17 protein-coding genes are annotated in these 17535 nt (G+C 71.8%); 8 read left to right on the top strand and 9 right to left on the bottom strand.

All coding sequences use genetic code 11. The features are described 5' to 3' along the window. The first annotated feature begins 311 nt into the window (after positions 1-311). Both ctaC and ACTMSW_RS05390 read left to right on the top strand, forming a co-directional pair. Positions 312-1280, top strand: coding sequence for an aa3-type cytochrome oxidase subunit II (ctaC, locus tag ACTMSW_RS05395; RefSeq protein ID WP_441179309.1), 969 nt, complete (start codon positions 312-314; stop codon positions 1278-1280). Positions 1281-1290: 10 nt separating this feature from the next. Next, entirely contained in the window at positions 1291-1719 is a 429-nt protein-coding gene (locus ACTMSW_RS05390) for a cytochrome c oxidase subunit 4 (protein WP_441179308.1), read from the top strand. Positions 1720-1926: 207 nt separating this feature from the next. Here the strand turns inward: ACTMSW_RS05390 and ACTMSW_RS05385 are convergent, their stop codons facing one another. From ACTMSW_RS05385 to ACTMSW_RS05370, 4 genes are all read right to left on the bottom strand, one after another. Then, positions 1927-2136 carry a hypothetical protein gene (locus ACTMSW_RS05385; protein ID WP_441179307.1) on the bottom strand — a complete coding sequence of 70 codons (210 nt, stop codon included), beginning with the start codon at positions 2134-2136 and terminating at the stop codon, positions 1927-1929. Between the two features lie 235 nt (positions 2137-2371). After that, positions 2372-3418 (bottom strand): anthranilate phosphoribosyltransferase, encoded by a 1047-nt coding sequence (gene trpD / locus ACTMSW_RS05380; RefSeq protein ID WP_441179306.1) that lies wholly within the window; start codon positions 3416-3418, stop codon positions 2372-2374. Between the two features lie 54 nt (positions 3419-3472). Further along, on the bottom strand, positions 3473-3868 hold the full coding sequence (locus tag ACTMSW_RS05375) for a hypothetical protein (RefSeq protein WP_441179305.1): 396 nt from the start codon (positions 3866-3868) through the stop codon (positions 3473-3475). Positions 3869-4054: 186 nt separating this feature from the next. After that, positions 4055-4999 carry a cytochrome c oxidase assembly protein gene (locus ACTMSW_RS05370; protein ID WP_441179304.1) on the bottom strand — a complete coding sequence of 315 codons (945 nt, stop codon included), beginning with the start codon at positions 4997-4999 and terminating at the stop codon, positions 4055-4057. Positions 5000-5107: 108 nt separating this feature from the next. On the opposite strand from ACTMSW_RS05370, the gene ctaE reads away from it, so the two are divergent. From ctaE to ACTMSW_RS05345, 5 genes are all read left to right on the top strand, one after another. Beyond that, complete coding sequence (gene ctaE / locus ACTMSW_RS05365) at positions 5108-5707, top strand: aa3-type cytochrome oxidase subunit III (RefSeq protein ID WP_441179303.1); 600 nt, start codon at positions 5108-5110, stop codon at positions 5705-5707. A gap of 72 nt (positions 5708-5779) precedes the next feature. Next, on the top strand, positions 5780-6616 hold the full coding sequence (qcrC, locus tag ACTMSW_RS05360; RefSeq protein ID WP_441179302.1) for a cytochrome bc1 complex diheme cytochrome c subunit: 837 nt from the start codon (positions 5780-5782) through the stop codon (positions 6614-6616). A gap of 67 nt (positions 6617-6683) precedes the next feature. After that, entirely contained in the window at positions 6684-7772 is a 1089-nt protein-coding gene (qcrA, locus tag ACTMSW_RS05355; protein ID WP_441179301.1) for a cytochrome bc1 complex Rieske iron-sulfur subunit, read from the top strand. Next, positions 7769-9400 carry a cytochrome bc1 complex cytochrome b subunit gene (gene qcrB / locus ACTMSW_RS05350; RefSeq protein ID WP_441179300.1) on the top strand — a complete coding sequence of 544 codons (1632 nt, stop codon included), beginning with the start codon at positions 7769-7771 and terminating at the stop codon, positions 9398-9400. Before qcrA ends, qcrB begins: the two co-directional genes overlap by 4 nt. Before the next feature lie 267 nt (positions 9401-9667). Next, complete coding sequence (locus ACTMSW_RS05345; RefSeq protein WP_441179299.1) at positions 9668-10333, top strand: DUF4142 domain-containing protein; 666 nt, start codon at positions 9668-9670, stop codon at positions 10331-10333. Between the two features lie 88 nt (positions 10334-10421). On the opposite strand, the gene ACTMSW_RS05340 is transcribed toward ACTMSW_RS05345, so the two are convergent. From ACTMSW_RS05340 to ACTMSW_RS05320, 5 genes are all read right to left on the bottom strand, one after another. Then, positions 10422-10709, bottom strand: coding sequence for an Lrp/AsnC family transcriptional regulator (locus ACTMSW_RS05340; protein ID WP_350923225.1), 288 nt, complete (start codon positions 10707-10709; stop codon positions 10422-10424). Positions 10710-10745: 36 nt separating this feature from the next. After that, positions 10746-11642: a nucleotidyltransferase family protein gene (locus ACTMSW_RS05335; RefSeq protein WP_441179298.1), complete on the bottom strand. Its 897-nt coding sequence runs from the start codon at positions 11640-11642 to the stop codon at positions 10746-10748. Further along, on the bottom strand, positions 11639-12181 hold the full coding sequence (locus ACTMSW_RS05330) for an NUDIX hydrolase (RefSeq protein ID WP_441179297.1): 543 nt from the start codon (positions 12179-12181) through the stop codon (positions 11639-11641). Before ACTMSW_RS05330 ends, ACTMSW_RS05335 begins: the two co-directional genes overlap by 4 nt. Before the next feature lie 43 nt (positions 12182-12224). Further along, complete coding sequence (locus ACTMSW_RS05325; protein WP_441179672.1) at positions 12225-14015, bottom strand: RelA/SpoT family protein; 1791 nt, start codon at positions 14013-14015, stop codon at positions 12225-12227. Positions 14016-14144: 129 nt separating this feature from the next. Further along, positions 14145-15899: a DEDD exonuclease domain-containing protein gene (locus tag ACTMSW_RS05320; RefSeq protein WP_441179296.1), complete on the bottom strand. Its 1755-nt coding sequence runs from the start codon at positions 15897-15899 to the stop codon at positions 14145-14147. Between the two features lie 127 nt (positions 15900-16026). On the opposite strand from ACTMSW_RS05320, the gene ACTMSW_RS05315 reads away from it, so the two are divergent. Beyond that, positions 16027-17514 (top strand): NYN domain-containing protein, encoded by a 1488-nt coding sequence (locus tag ACTMSW_RS05315; RefSeq protein ID WP_441179295.1) that lies wholly within the window; start codon positions 16027-16029, stop codon positions 17512-17514. The last annotated feature ends 21 nt before the right edge of the window (positions 17515-17535 follow it).

Genomic DNA, 17535 nt, shown 5'->3' with positions numbered 1-17535 from the left:
GCCACCTCTGTTCGCGACTGCGGGGCTCGCAACCCCGGCTCACTCCTCGCGCTCACGGTGCCACCTCTGTTCGCGACTGCGGGGCTCGCAACCCCGGCTCACTCCTCGCGCTCACGGAAGCCAACGTATCGCGCCGGTATGCCCAAGATCCCCCCGATGGGGGCGGACAGTGACCCCAACACGGTCAGGCCCGTCATGGTCGAGTAATCTGCGACCGTCGGTGACGCCTTTGCCGCGGTGCTGCCGCTCCGCACGGCGGAGACCGGCAGGACGAGGACAGACACCGCGGCGCGCTAGGGAGGCAGGACCAGGTGGTCGCAAGGAGTTCGGAGGTACGGCCGTCGGTCGTACGGCACAACGCTTCCCCAGGAGCCGGTCGGCGACGGGGGCGGAGTGCCGGTCGGCTCGCCGGGCTCGGTCTCGGCGGGGCGGCGCTGCTGGTCCTGCTCACGGGCTGTGACGTCGGCAAGACGTTCGCCGGCTTCGGCTGGCCGCAGGGCGGCATCACGCCCGAGGCCCAGCGCATGTACGACCTGTGGATCGCGTCGTGCATCGCCGCGCTCGCGGTTGGCGTCTTCGTGTGGGGCCTGATCTTCTGGTGCGTAGTGCGGTACCGCAAGCGGGGCAACGAGCTGCCCGTGCAGACCCGCTACAACATGCCGATGGAGTTCCTCTACACCATCGCGCCGATCCTGATCGTCTCCGTGCTCTTCTACTACACGGCGATCGTGCAGACGGACGTGGTGCGCACCACCAAGAACCCCGACGTGACGGTCGAGGTGGTGGCCTTCAAGTGGAACTGGCAGTTCAACTACCGCGACGGCCAGGGCCCCGAGGCCCAGACGGTCGCCTCCGTGCTCGGCACCAGCGAGGTCATTCCGATCCTGGTCCTCCCCACCGACCGGTCGATCCGGTTCGAGGAGACCAGCCGCGACGTCATCCACTCGTTCTGGGTGCCGGAGATGCTGTTCAAGCGCGACGTCTTCCCGGGCAAGATCCGCAACGTCTTCGAGGTCTCCAAGCTGGAGGAAGAGGGCGCCTACGTGGGTCGCTGCGCCGAGCTGTGCGGCAGCTACCACGCCTTCATGAACTTCGAGCTGCGGGTCGTCTCGCCGGAGAAGTACGACCAGTTCCTCGCCGCCAAGCGGGAGGGCAGGTCGACGCAGGACGCGCTGACCGCCATCGGCGAGGCGCCGTACGCGCAGACCACCCGGCCGTTCGAGACGCGGCGCAACACCGCCAACTTCAACCCGGACAGCGCCTCCGGCGCGGGAAACTGAGGGAGCGGGCATGAAGACCGAGTGGCGCATCTTCCTGGTCATCGCCGGGTTCCTGCTCTTCGCGACCTTCCTCTACGGCGGCTGGACCGCCGCGGACGCGAATGGCCAGGTCGAGTGGGTCGGCACCGTCGCTCTGCTGCTGAGCTTCCTGCTGTGCACCATGTGCGGTGGCTTCTTCTGGTTCGTCTCCCGCCGTATCGACCTGCGGCCGGAGGACCGCCCGGACGCTGAGATCGCCGACGGCGCGGGCGAGATCGGCTTCTTCAGCCCGGGCAGCTACTGGCCGTTCGGCCTGGCGCTGGCCGCCTCGATCGCCGGCTTCGGCCTGGTGTTCTGGCAGCTGTGGCTGGTGGGCCTCGGCCTGGTAGCGGTCACCTTCGCCACCTGCGGCCTGCTCTTCGAGTACTACACCGGCACCCGGCGCACCGCCGAGCACTGACCCGCCGGTCGTACGACAGCACCGAGGCCCGCCGCCCCGTTCCGGGGAGGCGGGCCTCGTCGTGTCGGCCGGCAGCGCGGGGTGTGCCCTTCGAGATCGCGCTCGATCCGGGAAGGAGGACCCTCCCGGTGGTGGCGGGACCACCGCTTCCATGTTCGAGCGTGATCACGGAGTTGGACGCCCGAGGGCGCCGGGGGCGGTGATCCGTCAGGCGGCGTGGCGGTGGGACGTCGTCGGGCGGCGCCGCCGGTCTGACAGGCGCGTTGCCTGGAACGTGAACGTGGCGATGAGCACGGCTGTTCCGCAGCCGGAGCAGGCCAGCTCGGGGCAGTCGGCACCGTGGTCGTCGACGCAGGGAGGGGCCTCGAACGGCTGAACGCCCTCGCAGACCTCGCAGTGCAACTCGCGGCTCGACACGGGCGTCTCCTCTCGCTCCGGGGGCTCCCGTCGGACACGACGAGAGCGGAGAACTACTCGGCTGTAGTTTTCCACGCGGGTCTGACAACTTCCCGCCACCCCGGCTTCCGGCTGTCTGTCGGCTCCGGCATCACGAGATCTTGGTACGAAGCGGCCCCTGGGAGGGCCGTTTCCTACCAAGATCTGTTTCGGTCCTGAGGTGCGGGAGCGGAATCCCGGGGCGTGCGGCGGCTGCTCAGGCGCCGCGGGCGACCTCGATCCAGCGGGCGAGGGTGCGGGCGGCGGCCCCGGAGTCGATGGACTCGGCGGCGCGGTCCAGCCCGGCGCGCAGCGCCTCGGTGAGGTCGCCGTCGAGTGGCCCCTGGGTGGCCAGCGCCGCCGCCGCGTTGACGAGGACCGCGTCGCGGACCGGCCCCTTCTCGCCGTCCAGCAGGCGACGCACCACGCCGGCGTTGTACGCCGCGTCTGCGCCCCGCAGGTCGGCGAGGGTGGCCCGGGGCACCCCGAGGTCGACCGCGTCCAGCACGGCCTCCCGCACGGTGCCGTCCTGGACGGCCCAGACGCGGGTCGGCGCGGCGGTGGTGAACTCGTCCAGCCCGTCCTCGCCGCGCATCACCAGCACCGAGTCGCCACGGGCGGCGAACACGCCCGCCATCACCGGGGCCATCCGGGCGTCGAAACAGCCCACGGCGGCCGCCCGGGGGCGGGCCGGGTTGGTCAGCGGGCCGAGGAAGTTGAAGGCGGTGGGCACGCCCAGCTCCCGACGGGTGGAGCCGGCGTGCCGCATGCCGGGGTGGAACCGGGCCGCGAAGCAGAAGCCGATGCCCGCCTCGGCGACGCACCGGGCGACGCCCTCGGGACCGAGGTCGAGCGGTACGCCGAGGAACTCCAGCACGTCGGCGGTGCCGCAGGAGGAGGAGGCCGCCCGGTTGCCGTGCTTGACCACGCGGACTCCGGCGCCGGCCACCACCAGCGAGGCCATGGTGGAGATGTTGACGGTGTGGGCGAGGTCACCGCCGGTGCCGACGACGTCCAGCGCGCTGGCGCGCAGCTCCTCGGGCAGCTCCACCAGGACGGCCTTGCCGAGCATCGCCTCCACCAGACCGGCCAGCTCGGCGGAGGTCTCACCCTTGGCCCGCAACGCCACGGCGAAGCCGGCGATCTGGGCCGGGGTCGCCGAGCCGGACATGACCTCGCCCATGGCCCAGGCGGTGTCGGCGGTGGAGAGTTCCTCCCCGCGCAGCAGCGCGGCGAGGAGGTGCGGCCAGGTCCGATCGCCCATGGCGGGTCTCCCGAGCGTACGAGGTGCGGGTGGGATGGAACCGGTGCCGGAAATTCAGGCGGGGGCGTGCGTCCGCAACAGCTCGGCCACCGTCGTGCCGGTGGTCACCGGGTCGAGCGGGTGCACCAGGGTGGCGTCGACCTCGGCGTACGCCGCGAGCCATCGGTCGGCGGCGCGGGCGATCACCACGCACGTCGGGGGAGCGTCGTCCCGGTCGTCCTTGATCTGGCGGGCGATGCCGATGCCGCCACCCGGGCTGGCCTCACCGTCGAGCAGCATCAGGTGGATCTCGTAGTCGTCGACCAGGCGGACGCACTCGGCGTAGGTGGACGCGTCGACGAACTCGATCAGCAGCCCGGGCGCGGGCCGGGTGCCGACGGCGAGTCGCATCCGGTCGCGGACCTGCGGGTCGTCGCTGTAGAGCAGGACGGTGCACAGACGATCGCTCATGCCGGCACTCCGCTTCGCTCCGTGCCGTCCTGAGGCACCATTGCACTGCGCCTGATGATTCGCTCGCTGCGCTCGCTCATGACTGAACTGGCTCCCACCTCGTAGCTGCCCGCTGATCGTACCGGTCGGTGTGACGTTGCCGACGTCCCGCCCGGCTCGGTCCCCGGGGCGTACCGTCCGCGCAGCTCAGGCGGCGGTCTCCGCGGCCCGCTGGCGGGCCTCCTGGCGGTCGAGGTCGCGGTCGATCCGGCGGGCCTCGCGCTCGGCCTGGCGCATCCACTGCACGACCAGCACGGCCAGCATGGTGACGCTGACGACCTCGCCGCCGGCCCACAGGATGCCGCCCGCGACCACCTGGTCCTCCCAGGGGTCGGCCCAGGTCAGGCCCAGCGACGGGTACCAGTCGCCGCCGAAGAGCGTGGTGCTCTGCATGATGGTGAGCCCGAGCACGGTGTGGAACGGCACCGACAGGAGCATCAGCAGGGCCCGGCCCGGGTACGGCCAGCGGCCGGGCAGCGGGTCGAGGCCGAGCAGTGGCCAGAAGAACACGCAGCCGGTCAGGATGAAGTGCGCGTGCACCAGCTCGTGGGCCCAGGCGTGTTCGAGGGTGTAGCGGTAGAGGTCGGTGAAGTACAGCGCGAACGGGTTCACCACGAAGATCGTGAACGCGACGAGGGGGAAGGTGTAGACCCGGGCGATCCGGCTGTGCACGATCGCCAGCAGCCGCTTGCGGGGCCGGGACGGCAGGGTGCGCAGCGCCAGCGTCATCGGCGCGCCCAGCGCCAGGAAGATCGGCGAGATCATCGACAGCACCATGTGCTGCACCATGTGCACCGACAGCAGAGCGGTGTCGTACGCGTGCAGGCCGCTGACCGTGACCGCCGCGATGCCGCCCAGGCCGGGGCCGATGAAGAAGACGGTACGGGCGACCGGCCAGCGGTCACCGCGCATCCGCAGCCGGTGCACCCCGTAGAGGTAGATTCCGGCGGCGAGCACCAGCCCGACGGCGAGCCAGCTGTCCAGCCGCGTCTCGGTGAACACCGAGGTGACGGTGAACGGCGGCGGGGTCGCCGCGGCTGCCACCGGCGCGGCGGCCGAGGTGGCGGCGGGGATCGGATCGACGTGCAGCACGCTTTTCAGACTAGGCCAGGCGAACCGGACCTGGCCGGTCGGGCCGCGGACGCCACGGGTTTGGCCCCCCGCTGATCGGCGGCCCCGGTCAGGGGCAATAATGACCGCGTGACTGCGGCCCCAGCCATTGACAAGAGCCGGATCCACTCCCTGACCCGCCCCAACATGGTCAGCGTCGGGACGATCGTGTGGCTCTCCAGCGAACTCATGTTCTTCGCGGCGCTGTTCGCCATGTACTTCTCCATCCGCGCAGCGGCACCGGAGCAGTGGGCGGAGCACACCGTGCACCTGAACATCCCGTACGCGACGACGTTCACGGTGATCCTGGTGCTCTCCTCGGTGACGTGCCAGCTCGGCGTGTTCGCCGCCGAGAAGGGTGACGTGCACGCGCTGCGGCGCTGGTTCACGATCACCTTCGTGATGGGCCTGATCTTCGTGCTCGGGCAGATCAACGAGTACGTCCAGCTGGTGCACGAGGGCATCAAGATCAACGAAGACGGTTACGGGTCGATGTTCTACCTGACCACCGGCTTCCACGGTCTGCACGTGACCGGCGGTCTGATCGCCTTCGTCATCTTCATGATCCGCACCACCATGGGCCGGTTCACGCCGGCGCAGGCCACCTCCGCGATCGTCGTCTCGTACTACTGGCACTTCGTCGACGTCGTGTGGATCGGGCTCTACGCCATGATCTACTGGCTTCAGTGATCTTGGCGCGTCACGAACCGCGCCGCTGCTCCGTCCCCTGAGACAAGGTCCAACCGGTTAAGGACACAGGTCATGACTTCTGACAACGACCGCCGACGCGGTCTGCTCGCGCGGCTGCGCGAGCGGCCCGCCGCGCGCAGCAGGGGCCGCCGCCGGCTGGGCGCCGCGGTCCGCCTGTTCGCCGCGCTGATGCTGGCCGGCGGCGCCTACACCGTCTTCGCCCCGGGCGTGCAGGCGCAGGACAATCCGCCGCTGACCGGCGCCGCCGCCGAGGGCAAGGCGCTGTTCGACGTGAGCTGTGTGACCTGTCACGGTCGCAACGCGCAGGGTGTCGAGGGTCGCGGGCCGAGCCTGATCGGCGTCGGCGCGGCCTCGGTGGAGTTCCAGGTCGGTACGGGCCGCATGCCGATGGCCCGTCAGGAGGCCCAGGCGCAGCGCAAGCCGGAGCTCTTCACCGACGAGGAGGTCCGCCAGCTCGGGCAGTACATCCAGGAGCTGGGCGGCGGGCCGATCGTGCCCGAGGGTGACAACCTGCACGACGACGGGAACATCGCCGCCGGTGGCGAGCTGTTCCGCATCAACTGCTCCCAGTGCCACGCGTTCGGCGGCGGCGGCGGTGCCCTCTCCTCGGGCAAGTACGCGCCGAGCCTGCGGCCGGCCACCGACCGGCAGATCTACGCGGCCATGCTGAGCGGCCCGCAGAACATGCCGGTCTTCGGCGACAACCAGATCACGCCGGAGCAGAAGGCGGACATCATCGCCTACATCCAGGAGACCCTGAAGCACGACCAGGACCCGGGTGGCTTCAACCTCGGCCGCTACGGCCCCTCCACCGAGGGCCTGGCGATCTTCCTGGTCGGCATCGTGGCGCTGGTCTTCGCCAGCCTGTGGATCGCGGGCAAGTCGTGACCCGCCAGAACGTGAGTACGATTGCTCTGGTGTCGCGTCTCGACACCGTCCGTAGCGAGGTGACGGCATGACCACCCACACCGAGCACCAGGGCCAGCAGGCCCGGGAACCGCTCGACGTGCGCGACGCCCGGCTGAGCCGGTTCGACATCGTCCAGGAGGGCGCGCGCCGGGACGACATCGAGATCGTCCACTACGAGCCGCAGGTCGTGCCGGGCAGCAAGGCCGAGCGCCGGCTGACCCGTACGGTCGCGCTGTTCTTCCTCCTCACCGGCCTGGCGGCGACCGCCTTCCTGGCCATCTACATCTGGTGGCCGTGGGAGTACGCCCCGGGCCGCGGCGGCGACAAGTGGTACACGCCGCTGCTCGGTGTGACCATGGGCATCTCCCTGCTGGCCGTCGGCTTCGGCATCCTGACCTGGGGCAAGAAGCTGCTGCCCAAGGAGGTGTCGATCCAGGACCGGCACGAGGGCGCGGTGAGCGAGGACGACCGGATCATCACCGGTCAGACCATGCTCTACATGGCCGACGAGCTGGGCGTGAAGCGCCGGCCGCTGCTCGGCATCTCGCTGCTGGCCGGTCTGGCGCCGGTCGGCGCGGTGGCCGCGGCCCCGCTGGTCGGTGGCCTGATCTCGCAGCCGCACAAGAACAACCAGATGTTCACCACCGGGTTCGCCCCGGCGGACGGCGGCGGGAAGATCCGGCTGGTCCGCGAGGACGGTCGTCCGGTCCGCCCGGCCGACGTGAGCACCGGCGGTCAGATCACCGTGTTCCCGGGCATCGAGCACGGCATCAGCAACCAGCACGCCGACTCGCCGACCCTGCTGATCCACCTCCGTGACTCGGACGCCGTGGAGGCACGCCGGGCCAACGAGAAGATCGGCCACGGCGACTACATGTGGGGCAACTACGCCGCCTACTCGAAGATCTGCACGCACGCCGGCTGCCCGGCGAGCCTGTACGAGCAGCAGACCAACCGTCTGCTCTGCCCGTGCCACCAGTCGCAGTTCCTCATCACCGACAACGCGAAGCCGATCTTCGGCCCGGCCAGCCGGCGGCTGCCCCAGCTGCCGATCGAGGTCGACGCCGAGGGCTACTTCGTGGCGAAGTCCGACTACACCGAGACCGTCGGGCCCGACTTCTGGGAGCGGCCGTGAAGCGGCGAAAGATTGACATGGCGGCCGTGCCGGGCAACGCCGCGCGGGGAGTGGACGACCGCTTCCAGGTGGCGACCCCGCTGCGGCGCCTGCTGAACAAGGTCTTCCCCGACCACTGGTCGTTCCTGCTCGGCGAGATCGCGCTCTTCTCGTTCGTGATCCTGCTGCTGACCGGTGTCTTCCTGACCTTCTTCTACGAGCCGGCGATGACCGAGGTCGTCTACAACGGCAGCTACGCCCCGCTGCGGGGCACGCCGATGTCGGCCGCGTACGCCTCCAGCCTGGACCTGTCGTTCGACGTCCGGGGTGGTCTGATCATGCGGCAGATGCACCACTGGTCGGCGCTGCTGTTCATGGCCTCGATCGTCGTGCACATGATGCGGGTCTTCTTCACCGGCGCGTTCCGCAAGCCGCGTGAGACGAACTGGATCATCGGCTCGCTGCTGTTCTGGGTCGGCTTCCTCGCCGGCTTCACCGGCTACTCGCTGCCGGACGACGGCCTCTCCGGCACCGGCCTCCGGATCGCCTCGGCGATCATGCTCTCCATCCCGGTGGTCGGCTCCTGGCTCACCTCGTCGATCTTCGGCGGGGAGTTCCCCGGCACGATCATCATCAGCCGGTTCTTCATCGCCCACGTGCTGCTCATCCCGGGTCTGCTGCTCGCGCTGATCAGCGTCCACCTGGGTCTGGTCTTCAAGCAGAAGCACACCCAGTGGCCCGGCCCCGGCCGGACCAACGGCAACGTGGTCGGCGAGCGGATGTTCCCGCGGTACGCGCTGAAGCAGGGCGGCTTCTTCATGGTCGTCTTCGGCGTCGTCGCCCTGATGGGTGGTCTGTTCCAGATCAACCCGATCTGGCTGTTCGGTCCGTACGAGGCGTGGGTGGTCTCGGCCGCCAGCCAGCCCGACTGGTACGTCATGTTCCTCGACGGCTCGACCCGCCTGATGCCGGCATGGGAGATCAACATCCCGATCGGTGACGGGTACGTGATCCCGCCGCTGTTCTGGCCGACGGTCGTCCTGCCAGGCATCCTGGTGGGTCTGTCGACGCTGTACCCGTTCCTGGAGGCGCGGCACCTGAAGGACCGCAAGAGCCACAACCTGCTCCAGCGGCCCCGCGACGTCCCGGCCCGTACGGCGGTCGGCGCCATGGCGGTCTCCTTCTTCGTGGTGCTGACGCTCTCCGGTGCGAACGACGTGATCGCGGACAAGTTCCAGATCAGCCTGAACGCGATGACCTGGGCCGGCCGGATCGGTCTGCTGGTGATCCCGCCGCTCGCCTACTACCTCACCTACCGGATCTGCCTGGGTCTCCAGCAGCACGACCGGGAGGTGCTCGCCCACGGCGTCGAGACCGGCATCATCCGGCGGCTGCCGGACGGTCGGTTCGTCGAGGTGCACCAGCCGCTCAGCGCGTCGAACGGGCACGCCGACGGTCACGGTTCCCTGGAGTACGTCGGCTGGGTCGTGCCGAAGAAGATGAACCGGCTCGGTGCCCTCGGCCCGGCCATCCGGGGCTTCTTCTACCCGATCGAGAAGCCGGTCGAGGCGCCGGTCTCGCCGGGCCACCCGCCGGTCGAGCCCCGACCGGAGCGGGAGGAGATCACCAGCGGCGAACCCCGCCGCTGACCCTCGCGACACACCGTGGCGCCCGCCGGAACGATCCGGCGGGCGCCACGCCTGTTTCCCGACCGCGATCATGCAGATCGTGTGGGTGCAAAAAGGGCGTAGCTGACCTAAAGGCGTCCGAAAGTGCAAGATCGCGGGCGCGGTGGGTCCCGGGAGGGCGGCGAGGACGGCGGGCGCGGGTGGTGCGACGGCCAGGGACGGGTGGATCCAGGAATAACGCCGGTCAGCCGGGTATCCGTGCGGTCCAACGTCTCAAGGGGGGGAAGCATGTTGGGAATCAAACGTCTGGGCCTGCTGGCCGCACTGGTGCTGGTAGGTATCGCACCCGCCGCGGCCGCGCAGGCCGTGGCGCAGCCGTCACAGCAGGACACCCAGTATCTGCAGGCGATCCACCAGGTGAACCTGTTCGAGATCACCGCCGGTGACCTGGCCCAGCAGAAGGGTCAGAGCCAGGGGGTGAAGGACCTGGGTGAGCGGTTCAAGACCGACCACACGCAGCTGGACCAGTCGGTCCAGGAGTTGGCCGACCAGCTCGACGTCGAGCTGCCGGACGAGCCCACCGAGGACCAGCAGCGCGTTCTGGACCAGCTGAACAACGTCAGCGGCCAGGAGTTCGACCGGCTCTGGGTGACCAGCGAGCTGAACGGCCACGTCCAGTCCATCCAGGCCACGCAAACGGAGATCTCGCAGGGCTCCGAGCAGTCGGTGGTCCAGCTGGCGCAGACCGCGCTACCGACCCTGCAGGCGCACTACGACGCGCTGGTGGAACTGGCCCAGCAACTGGGCATCCCGGTTCCGCAGACCACCGGCACGCCGAGCCCGGGCGGGACCGCTCCGGCTCCGGCTCCGGGCGGCACCACCGGCACGCCGGCTCCGGGTGGCACCACGCCACCGGCTCCGGGCACCGAGACGCCGGCTCCGACCGGAAGCTGACGTCCGTCACCGACGGCCGGTCCACCCTCGGGTGGGCCGGCCGCCGCGTGTCCGGCGCGGGTCGGGGGTGGATCCCGGGCGTCCGCGGTCAGTCGGCGTTCGCGAGACCGATCGCGAAGGCCTCCTCCAGGTCGTGCTGGGAGTACGCGCGGAAGGCGATGTGCGACTCGGTGTTGAGCACGCCGGGAACCTTGGAGATGCTGCCGGCGATGACCTGCGCGATCTGGTCGAACTCCCGCACCCGCACCATGGCGATCAGGTCGACGTGGCCGGCCACCGAGTAGACCTCGCTGACGCCGGGCAGGTTGGCCAGGTTCTCGGCCACCTCGGGGATCGAGTCGGTGGCGCAGTCGATCAGGACGATCGCGGTGATCACGGGACAGTTCTCCGTTCGTCGGCGTCGTCGCCCATGCTAGAGGCTCGCCGGCCCGGTGATCGGGGGAGTGGCGGCCACCGTCAGGTCCCCGCCGGCGCGGACCGCGTCGCACAGGTGCTCGCCGGGATGCACGACCGCTCCCGGCCAGACCACCGCGCGGGTGAGGTCGCCGTGCACGACCGCCCCGGCGCCGACGACCGACTCCCGGCACCGACCGGTCACGGTGGCGTTCGGGTCGACCAGGTTCCCGCCGGAAGCGGCGTGCCGGTTGGCGGCCAGGTAGTCGCCGGGCGTGCCGGTGTCCAGGAAGGTCCCCGGGTACGGCACCACGGTCAGCGCCCCGGCCGCCTCGGCCGGCCGCCAGACGGCCCGCACCAGGTCACCGAACTCCACCGGCAGGTCCCGCACGAGCCGCCAGGGCAGCAGCGAGAAGCCGGTGAACACGTGCCCGTCGAAGGTGCCCGGAGCCGCCGGATCCGCGGCGGGCTGGCCGAGCAGGCGTACGGTCTCGCCGTCCCAGTCGCGCAGCAGCGCGGCGATGTCCGGGCCCGGCGGCGCCGCCTCGTCGGCCAGGTACGCGTCGGCGTTGCCGACCAGCACGCCCCGCCCGCCGATCCAGTCCCGCAGCTTCGCCACACCACCGGCGGTCCCCAGCGGGCCGTCCGGCTCCACCGAGCGGTGCGCCCGCTCGCCGACGTGGCGTACCACCTGGTCGGCCAGGTAGCTGGCGTTCACCGCGACCCGCTCCGGGCCGGTCAGCCCCAGCCCGGCGAGTCGGGCGAGCGCCCGGTCGAGCAGTGGCACGTTCCCCACCGGGCAGAGTGCCTTGGGTACCCGCTCGGTCAGCGGTCGCAGCCGGGTGCCCTCACCGGCCGCGAGCACCACCGCGCAGACCTCGACGCCGGCCGGTCGCGGGGCCTCGCCGCCGGTCACGGCCGGTCGTCGGGGACCGGTCGCGGGAACTGCCCGGCCAGTGGTCCCATGTCGTAGTAGGCCAGCAGGCGCGCCGTCGGCCAGGTCAAGGTCGGCAGGTCGTCCAGCGGGTGCCAGGCAGCCTCGAACACTTCGGCGCCGTCCACCTTCAGGGTCGTGGTCGACGCCGGCACCTCGGCCGTGAACACCACGTCCACCCAGCCCTTGTCGTGCACGATCGCGTTGGGCACCGCCGGGCGCAGCTCGCGCGGCGAGAGCCGGACGCCGGACTCCTCGTACAGCTCACGGGCCGCCCCCACGATCGGAGCCTCCCGCTTCTGCAACAGGCCGGCGGGCAGCGACCAGCCCTTGCCGGGCGGCTGCCGCAGCAGCAGCAGGCGGCCCGCCCCCTCGGCCTCGGCGTCCCGGACCAGGGTGACCGCGCCGACGATGTACTTGGGCACGGCGAGCCGGACCAGCCGGCGCCGCACCGGCAGCGGCAGCCGATAGAAGACCTGGTACGCGACGGCGCGGCCGGTGAGGCGGGAGCGGGGGATCATGGGTCCAGGCTAGTGGCCGCGAGGAACTCTCAACCGGCAGGAGTCACTGCCGGTGGTCGACCAGGTCGATGAGCTGCCGGACCACCGCGTCCGGCTCGATCACCCGGTCGAAGACCGCCACCAGCATCGTCTCCAGGTCGGGGTAGCCCAGCTCCTCGGAGAGCCGCAGCAGGGGCAGGTCGCTGGCGAGCCCCCGGTTGTGCGTGCGCAGCGCCAGCCCGATGGTGGCCCGCCCGAGGCGGACCTTGTCGGTGATCGAGATGCCCGGCTCGGTGTGGTCGGAGAACCAGCGGTTGATCTGCATCTGCGCCTGCGGTGACTTCACGAAGCCCAACCACTCCCGGCGGGGCCCGCGCGGGGCGGCGTCGGCCTCGAACCCGTTGGCGGCGTCGGTCTCGGTGAAGATCTCCACCACGTCACCCTCGTCCAGCTCGGAGGAGAGCGGGGCGAGCCGGCCGTTGATCCGGGCCGCCAGGCAGTGGTCGCCGCGCTCGGTGCCCAACTCGTACGCGAGGTCGACCGGAGTCGCGCCCTCCGGCAGCACCACCTGTCGGCCGTCGGCGAAGACCTGGATCTGCGTCTCGGCCAGGTCGCAGCGCAGCGATTCGAGGAACTGGGCCGGGTCGGCGGCGTCCTGCTCCCAGTCGAGCACCCGGCGCAGCCAGTCGAGCTGCTCGGCGCGGGCGCTGGCACTGCCGCCGGCGCGCGGGAAGCGGAAGTCGGCGGCGATGCCGTACTCGGCCCAGCGGTGCATCTCCTCGGTGCGGATCAGCACCTCGACCGTGCGGTCGTCGGGGCCGAGCACGCTGGTGTGCAGGGACCGGTAGAGGTTGTTCTTCGGGGAGGCGATGAAGTCCTTGAAACGGCCGGGGACCGGTCGCCAGGTCCCGTGGATGGCGCCCAGGGCGGCGTAGCAGTCGGTGGGCGGGCCGTCCACCACCACCGCGATGCGGGGCAGGTCGAACGGACTGGCGTGCCCGCCGGCCACGGTGTCCTTCCAGATCGAGTACAGGTGGCGGGGCCGGGGGGTGACCTCCGCGTCGACCCGGCTGCGCCGCAGCGCGGTCTTGGCCCGGCCGACCACCGCGTCGAGGTACGCGTCCCAGCCCGGCCGGTCGTGCACGTGCCGGGCGATCCGTGCGTGCTCGTCCGGCTCCAGGTGCAGCAGCACCACGTCGTCCAACTCGCGCTTGAGGGTCTGGATGCCGAGCCGGTCGCAGAGCGGGACCAGCACCTCCTGCGTCTTGCGGGCGATGCGTTCCCGGGACGCGGCGGACCGGACGCCGAGGGTGCGCATGTTGTGGAGGCGGTCGGCCAGCTTGATGATCAGCACCCGGACGTCCTTGCCGGCGGCGATGATCATCTTTCGGATCGTCTCGGCCTCGGCGGCCTTGCCGTAGAACGCCTTGTCGAACTTGGTCACCCCGTCGACGAGGTGGGCCACCTCCGGACCGAAGTCCTCCGCGAGGGCCTGGAGCGTGTAGCGGGTGTCCTCCACGGTGTCGTGCAGCAGCGCCGCGACCAGGGTGGTCGTGTCCATGCCCAGGTCGGCGCAGATCTGCGCGACCGCCAGCGGGTGCGTGATGTAGGGCTCGCCGCTCTTGCGGAACTGCCCCCGGTGCATGTTCTCCGCGATCGTGTACGCCCGGCGCAGCACCGCCGGATCGGTGCCGGAGTGGATCGCGCGGTGGGCGCGGACGAGGTGGGCGACCGGCTCGCTCTCGGCGGTCGGCCAGGTGAGCAGCGACCGCAGTCGACGTGTCAGGGGCAGCTCGCCCGGCCGGGTCGGAAGGGCGCCCCCCAGGGCGGCGCCGTGTCCGGCGTCGACGTCCACGTGGGACACCTCCTCACCCCGGCTCCACGGCCGCCGGAAGCCGGCAACCGGGAGCAGGCCCACGAAACGGGCAGGACTGCACTTCTCTAACAGCCTAAGCGAGTCGACGTAGTCCGATCGGTCACTTGGTCATGAGCTTTCGGTCGAGAGTTGGCGACCCGTCGCTGACTCCGCCTTGCTCAGCAGGTCCCGGAAGCGGCCCGCACCGGCCACCGGGGACGCCCAGCCGGACGAGATCTCCACCAGGCGGGTCTCCGGTCGCTCCAACCAGGACAGGATGCGTTCGGTCTCCTCGGCCGAGGCGCGGGGCACCGGGCCGTGGCCCGGCAGGACCGTCTCCGCGGTGGCCCGGATCGCGGCGATCGTGGGTCGTGGGTGGACACCCGGCGGGGACACCCCCGCCCCGGCCAGCCGACCGTGCCGGACCAGCGCCAGCTCCCAGCCGCCCCGGGCGGCCGGGCGGGCGGCGGCCAGCTCGGCGATCCCGGTCAGCGCGGCGAGCCGCTGCATGCGTACCGCCGCGCGCAGCACCGCCGCGAGCCGGGACCGCACCACGGCGGCCTCCTCGTAGCGCTGGCCCCGGGAGAGCACCTCGATGCGGGCCAGCAGGGCGTCGACCACCACCTGCGGGTCGTCGGCGGTCGCGGTGCGGAACGGCGCGACGGCGCGGGCGTCGTACTCCTCCGGGGTGATCCGGTGCTCGCAGGGCGCCGGGCAGCGGCCCAGCTCGGCCAGCGCGCAGGCCGGCGTCTTCGTCCGCAACGACAGCCGGTGGGTGCACTGCCGCAGCGCGAGCGCGTCGTGGAAGCCGGCGGCGGCCAGCTCCGCCCCCCGGCGGGAGGTGAACGGCCCCAGGTAGGCGTCGTCGCCGGGGGAGAGGTTGCGGACCACCGACAGCCGGGGGTACGGCCCGTCGGTCAGTTTCAGCCAGACCACCCGCTCGGGGAACTTCGACCGACGGTTGTACGGCGGGGCGTGCGCGCCGATCAGCCGCAGCTCCCGGACCTCCGCCTCCAGCGAGTGGGCGCACTCCACCGCCTCCACCCGCTCGGCGGCGGCCAGCATCTCCGAGATGCGGGCCCGCTTCTCCGCCGCCGTGAAGTAGCTGCGCACCCGGGTGGCGATGTCGACCGAGGTGCCGACGTAGAGCGGGCGGTCGTCGGCGGCCCGGAAGATGTAGACCCCGGGCACCTTCGGCAGCCCCTCGGCGAGGTGCCGCTTGCGCCGCTGGGTCGGCGTGACCGCCTTCGCGAACTCGATGGCCTCGCCGACGGTGTCCACCCGGTGGCCGCCGAGACGGGCGATCAGGCCGTGCAGCACGTCGACGGTGGCCTTGGCGTCGTCGAGGGCCCGGTGGGTCGGCTGGGTCGCGGTGCGGAAGTAGGCCGCGAGGGTGCCCAGCTTCCGATTCGGCACCTCGTCGCGGGTCAGCACCCGGCGGGCCAGCGCGGCGGTGTCCAGCACGCGCGGGTTGGGCCAGCGGTAGCCGTGCTTGGCGCAGGCCGCCTTGAGGAAACCGACGTCGTAGGGGGCGTTGTGGGCCACCAGGACCGCGTCGGCGACGAACTCCAGGAAGCTCGGCAGCACCTGCTCGATCGGCGGGGCGGGCAGCAGCATGGCCTGGGTGATGCCGGTGAGCACGGTGATGAAGGGCGGGATGGGCACGCCCGGGTTGACCAGGGTGGCGAGCACGCCCAGCTCCTCGCCGCCGCGCACCTTCACCGCGCCGATCTCGGTGATGCCGCCGCCGTCCGGGGCGCCGCCGGTGGTCTCCAGGTCGACCACCACGAACGTCGTCGCGTACAGCGGCAGTGCCGGATCGACCCCGCTCCCGGCCGGGTCGAGACCGGCCAGCGACTCCTGGACGTACTCCTGTGGTGCCATCGCCGGCACGCTAGCGGTCCGGTCCGACACTCCCGTCCCACCGGTCCCGGATGTCACCACCGGTCTAGGATGAGAGATCGGCTCACTCACCAGGCGGTGGGCCCGGTCGCGGTGGGAGACTTGCCACATGCCCCTCACCGAGCCGTACGACGACCACCTCCCGCAGGAGGACATGGTCGCCGCCACGCTGGGCGGTGGGGGCGCCGCCGACGAGCTCGACCCGGCGGGCCGGGCGGGGGCCGGCACCGACGGCGATCCGGCGGACGCACCGGAGAGCGGCGCGGGGGAGCCGGCCGAGGCGGCTCCCGAGCCGGAGCCCGTCCTGCCCGAGCCCGTTCGCCAGCGGATCGTCGCGCTCACCGCCGCCGTGCTGCCCGGCCTGCCCGTCGACGAGGTGCCCGTGCCGCTGCGCCGGGTGGCGAAGTTCGCCCCGAACCGGCGGGCCCGCCTCGGCGCCCCGGCCATCGCCGCCCAGCTCACCGGGGACCCGCTGTTCCGGCAGCGGATCACCGCCCGGGTGCTGGCCGACGCCGGCGACCTCGGGGCGGCGGTGGTCGACGGCACCGCGCCGGCCGCGGCGGATCCCGTCGAGGTCGCGGCCCTGGCCTACCTGGCCCGCCCGCGCGGCTGGCGCGAGCTGATCGAGGCCAGCGGTGCGGCGGTCCGCGCCGAGGCGGACAGCGCGGTGGTGGCCGAGCTGGTCCGGGAGGCCGAGCAGCGCGCCACCCGCGCCGAGCACGACCGGGCGGTGGCCCGCGTCGAGGCGGAGAAGCTCCGCGACGAGGTGGCCCGGGTCCGTGAGGAACTGGGACAACTGCGCGAGGAGAACCGCCAGCTCGCCCGTACCCTCCGGGAGACGCAGGGCCGGGAGCGCAAGGCCACCGAGCTGCTCGCCACCGAGCGGGGCCGGGCCACCCGGGTGGCGGCGGACGCCGACGCCGAATTGCGCCGCGCGCGGGCCCGGCTCGCCGAGGCGGAGGCGGCGGCCGGTGTGGCACGGGCCAGCGCCAAGGAGGCCCGCTCGGTCGACGACGCGCGGCTCTGGCTGCTGTTGGAGACCATCGGGCAGGCCGCCGTCGGGCTGCGCCGTGAGCTGGCGCTGGAGCCGGTGGAGAGGATGCCGGCCGACTTCGTCGCCGACGCCTTCGCCGACCAGTCCGCGACCACGGCGGCCGGCACGGCCGCCCGGGCCCGGGACACCGACGACCCGGCCCGGCTGGACCAGCTGCTCGCGCTGCCGAGGGCGCACCTGGTGGTCGACGGCTACAACGTCACCAAGCGCGGCTTCGGCGAGATGTCCCTCGAACAGCAGCGCAAGCGGCTCATCACCGGCCTGGGCGGGATCGCCGCGCAGACCGGCGACGAGGTCACGGTGGTCTTCGACGGCGCCGAGCGGATGCACGGCCTGCCACCCGCCCCGCGCGGGGTCCGGGTGCTCTTCTCCCGGAAGGGGGAGACCGCCGACGAGCTGATCCGCCGCCTGGTCCGCGCGGAGCCGTCCGGGCGCCCGGTGGTGGTGGTCTCCTCGGACCGGGAGGTCGCCGACGGCGTACGCCGGCACGGCGCCTACCCGCTCGGCGCCGACTCCCTCCTGCGGCGTCTTTCGCGCTCCTGATCCGGGCACCGACCGCGCCCG

It is taken from the genome of Micromonospora sp. BQ11 (assembly GCF_052068135.1).
Taxonomy (GTDB): domain Bacteria; phylum Actinomycetota; class Actinomycetes; order Mycobacteriales; family Micromonosporaceae; genus Micromonospora.
The sequence above is the reverse complement of the archived record's forward strand: the minus strand, read 5'-3'. Positions and strand labels throughout refer to the sequence as shown.

What these genes read in the sequence shown, in the direction of transcription:
- ACTMSW_RS05390 (WP_441179308.1), top strand. Translation starts at nt 1,291, where the DNA reads ATGAAGACCGAGTGGCGCATCTTCCTGGTCATCGCCGGGTTCCTGCTC.
- trpD (WP_441179306.1), bottom strand. Translation starts at nt 3,418, where the DNA reads ATGGGCGATCGGACCTGGCCGCACCTCCTCGCCGCGCTGCTGCGCGGG.
- ACTMSW_RS05375 (WP_441179305.1), bottom strand. Translation starts at nt 3,868, where the DNA reads ATGAGCGATCGTCTGTGCACCGTCCTGCTCTACAGCGACGACCCGCAG.
- qcrC (WP_441179302.1), top strand. Translation starts at nt 5,780, where the DNA reads ATGACTTCTGACAACGACCGCCGACGCGGTCTGCTCGCGCGGCTGCGC.
- qcrA (WP_441179301.1), top strand. Translation starts at nt 6,684, where the DNA reads ATGACCACCCACACCGAGCACCAGGGCCAGCAGGCCCGGGAACCGCTC.
- ACTMSW_RS05345 (WP_441179299.1), top strand. Translation starts at nt 9,668, where the DNA reads ATGTTGGGAATCAAACGTCTGGGCCTGCTGGCCGCACTGGTGCTGGTA.
- ACTMSW_RS05330 (WP_441179297.1), bottom strand. Translation starts at nt 12,181, where the DNA reads ATGATCCCCCGCTCCCGCCTCACCGGCCGCGCCGTCGCGTACCAGGTC.
- ACTMSW_RS05320 (WP_441179296.1), bottom strand. Translation starts at nt 15,899, where the DNA reads ATGGCACCACAGGAGTACGTCCAGGAGTCGCTGGCCGGTCTCGACCCG.
- ACTMSW_RS05315 (WP_441179295.1), top strand. Translation starts at nt 16,027, where the DNA reads ATGCCCCTCACCGAGCCGTACGACGACCACCTCCCGCAGGAGGACATG.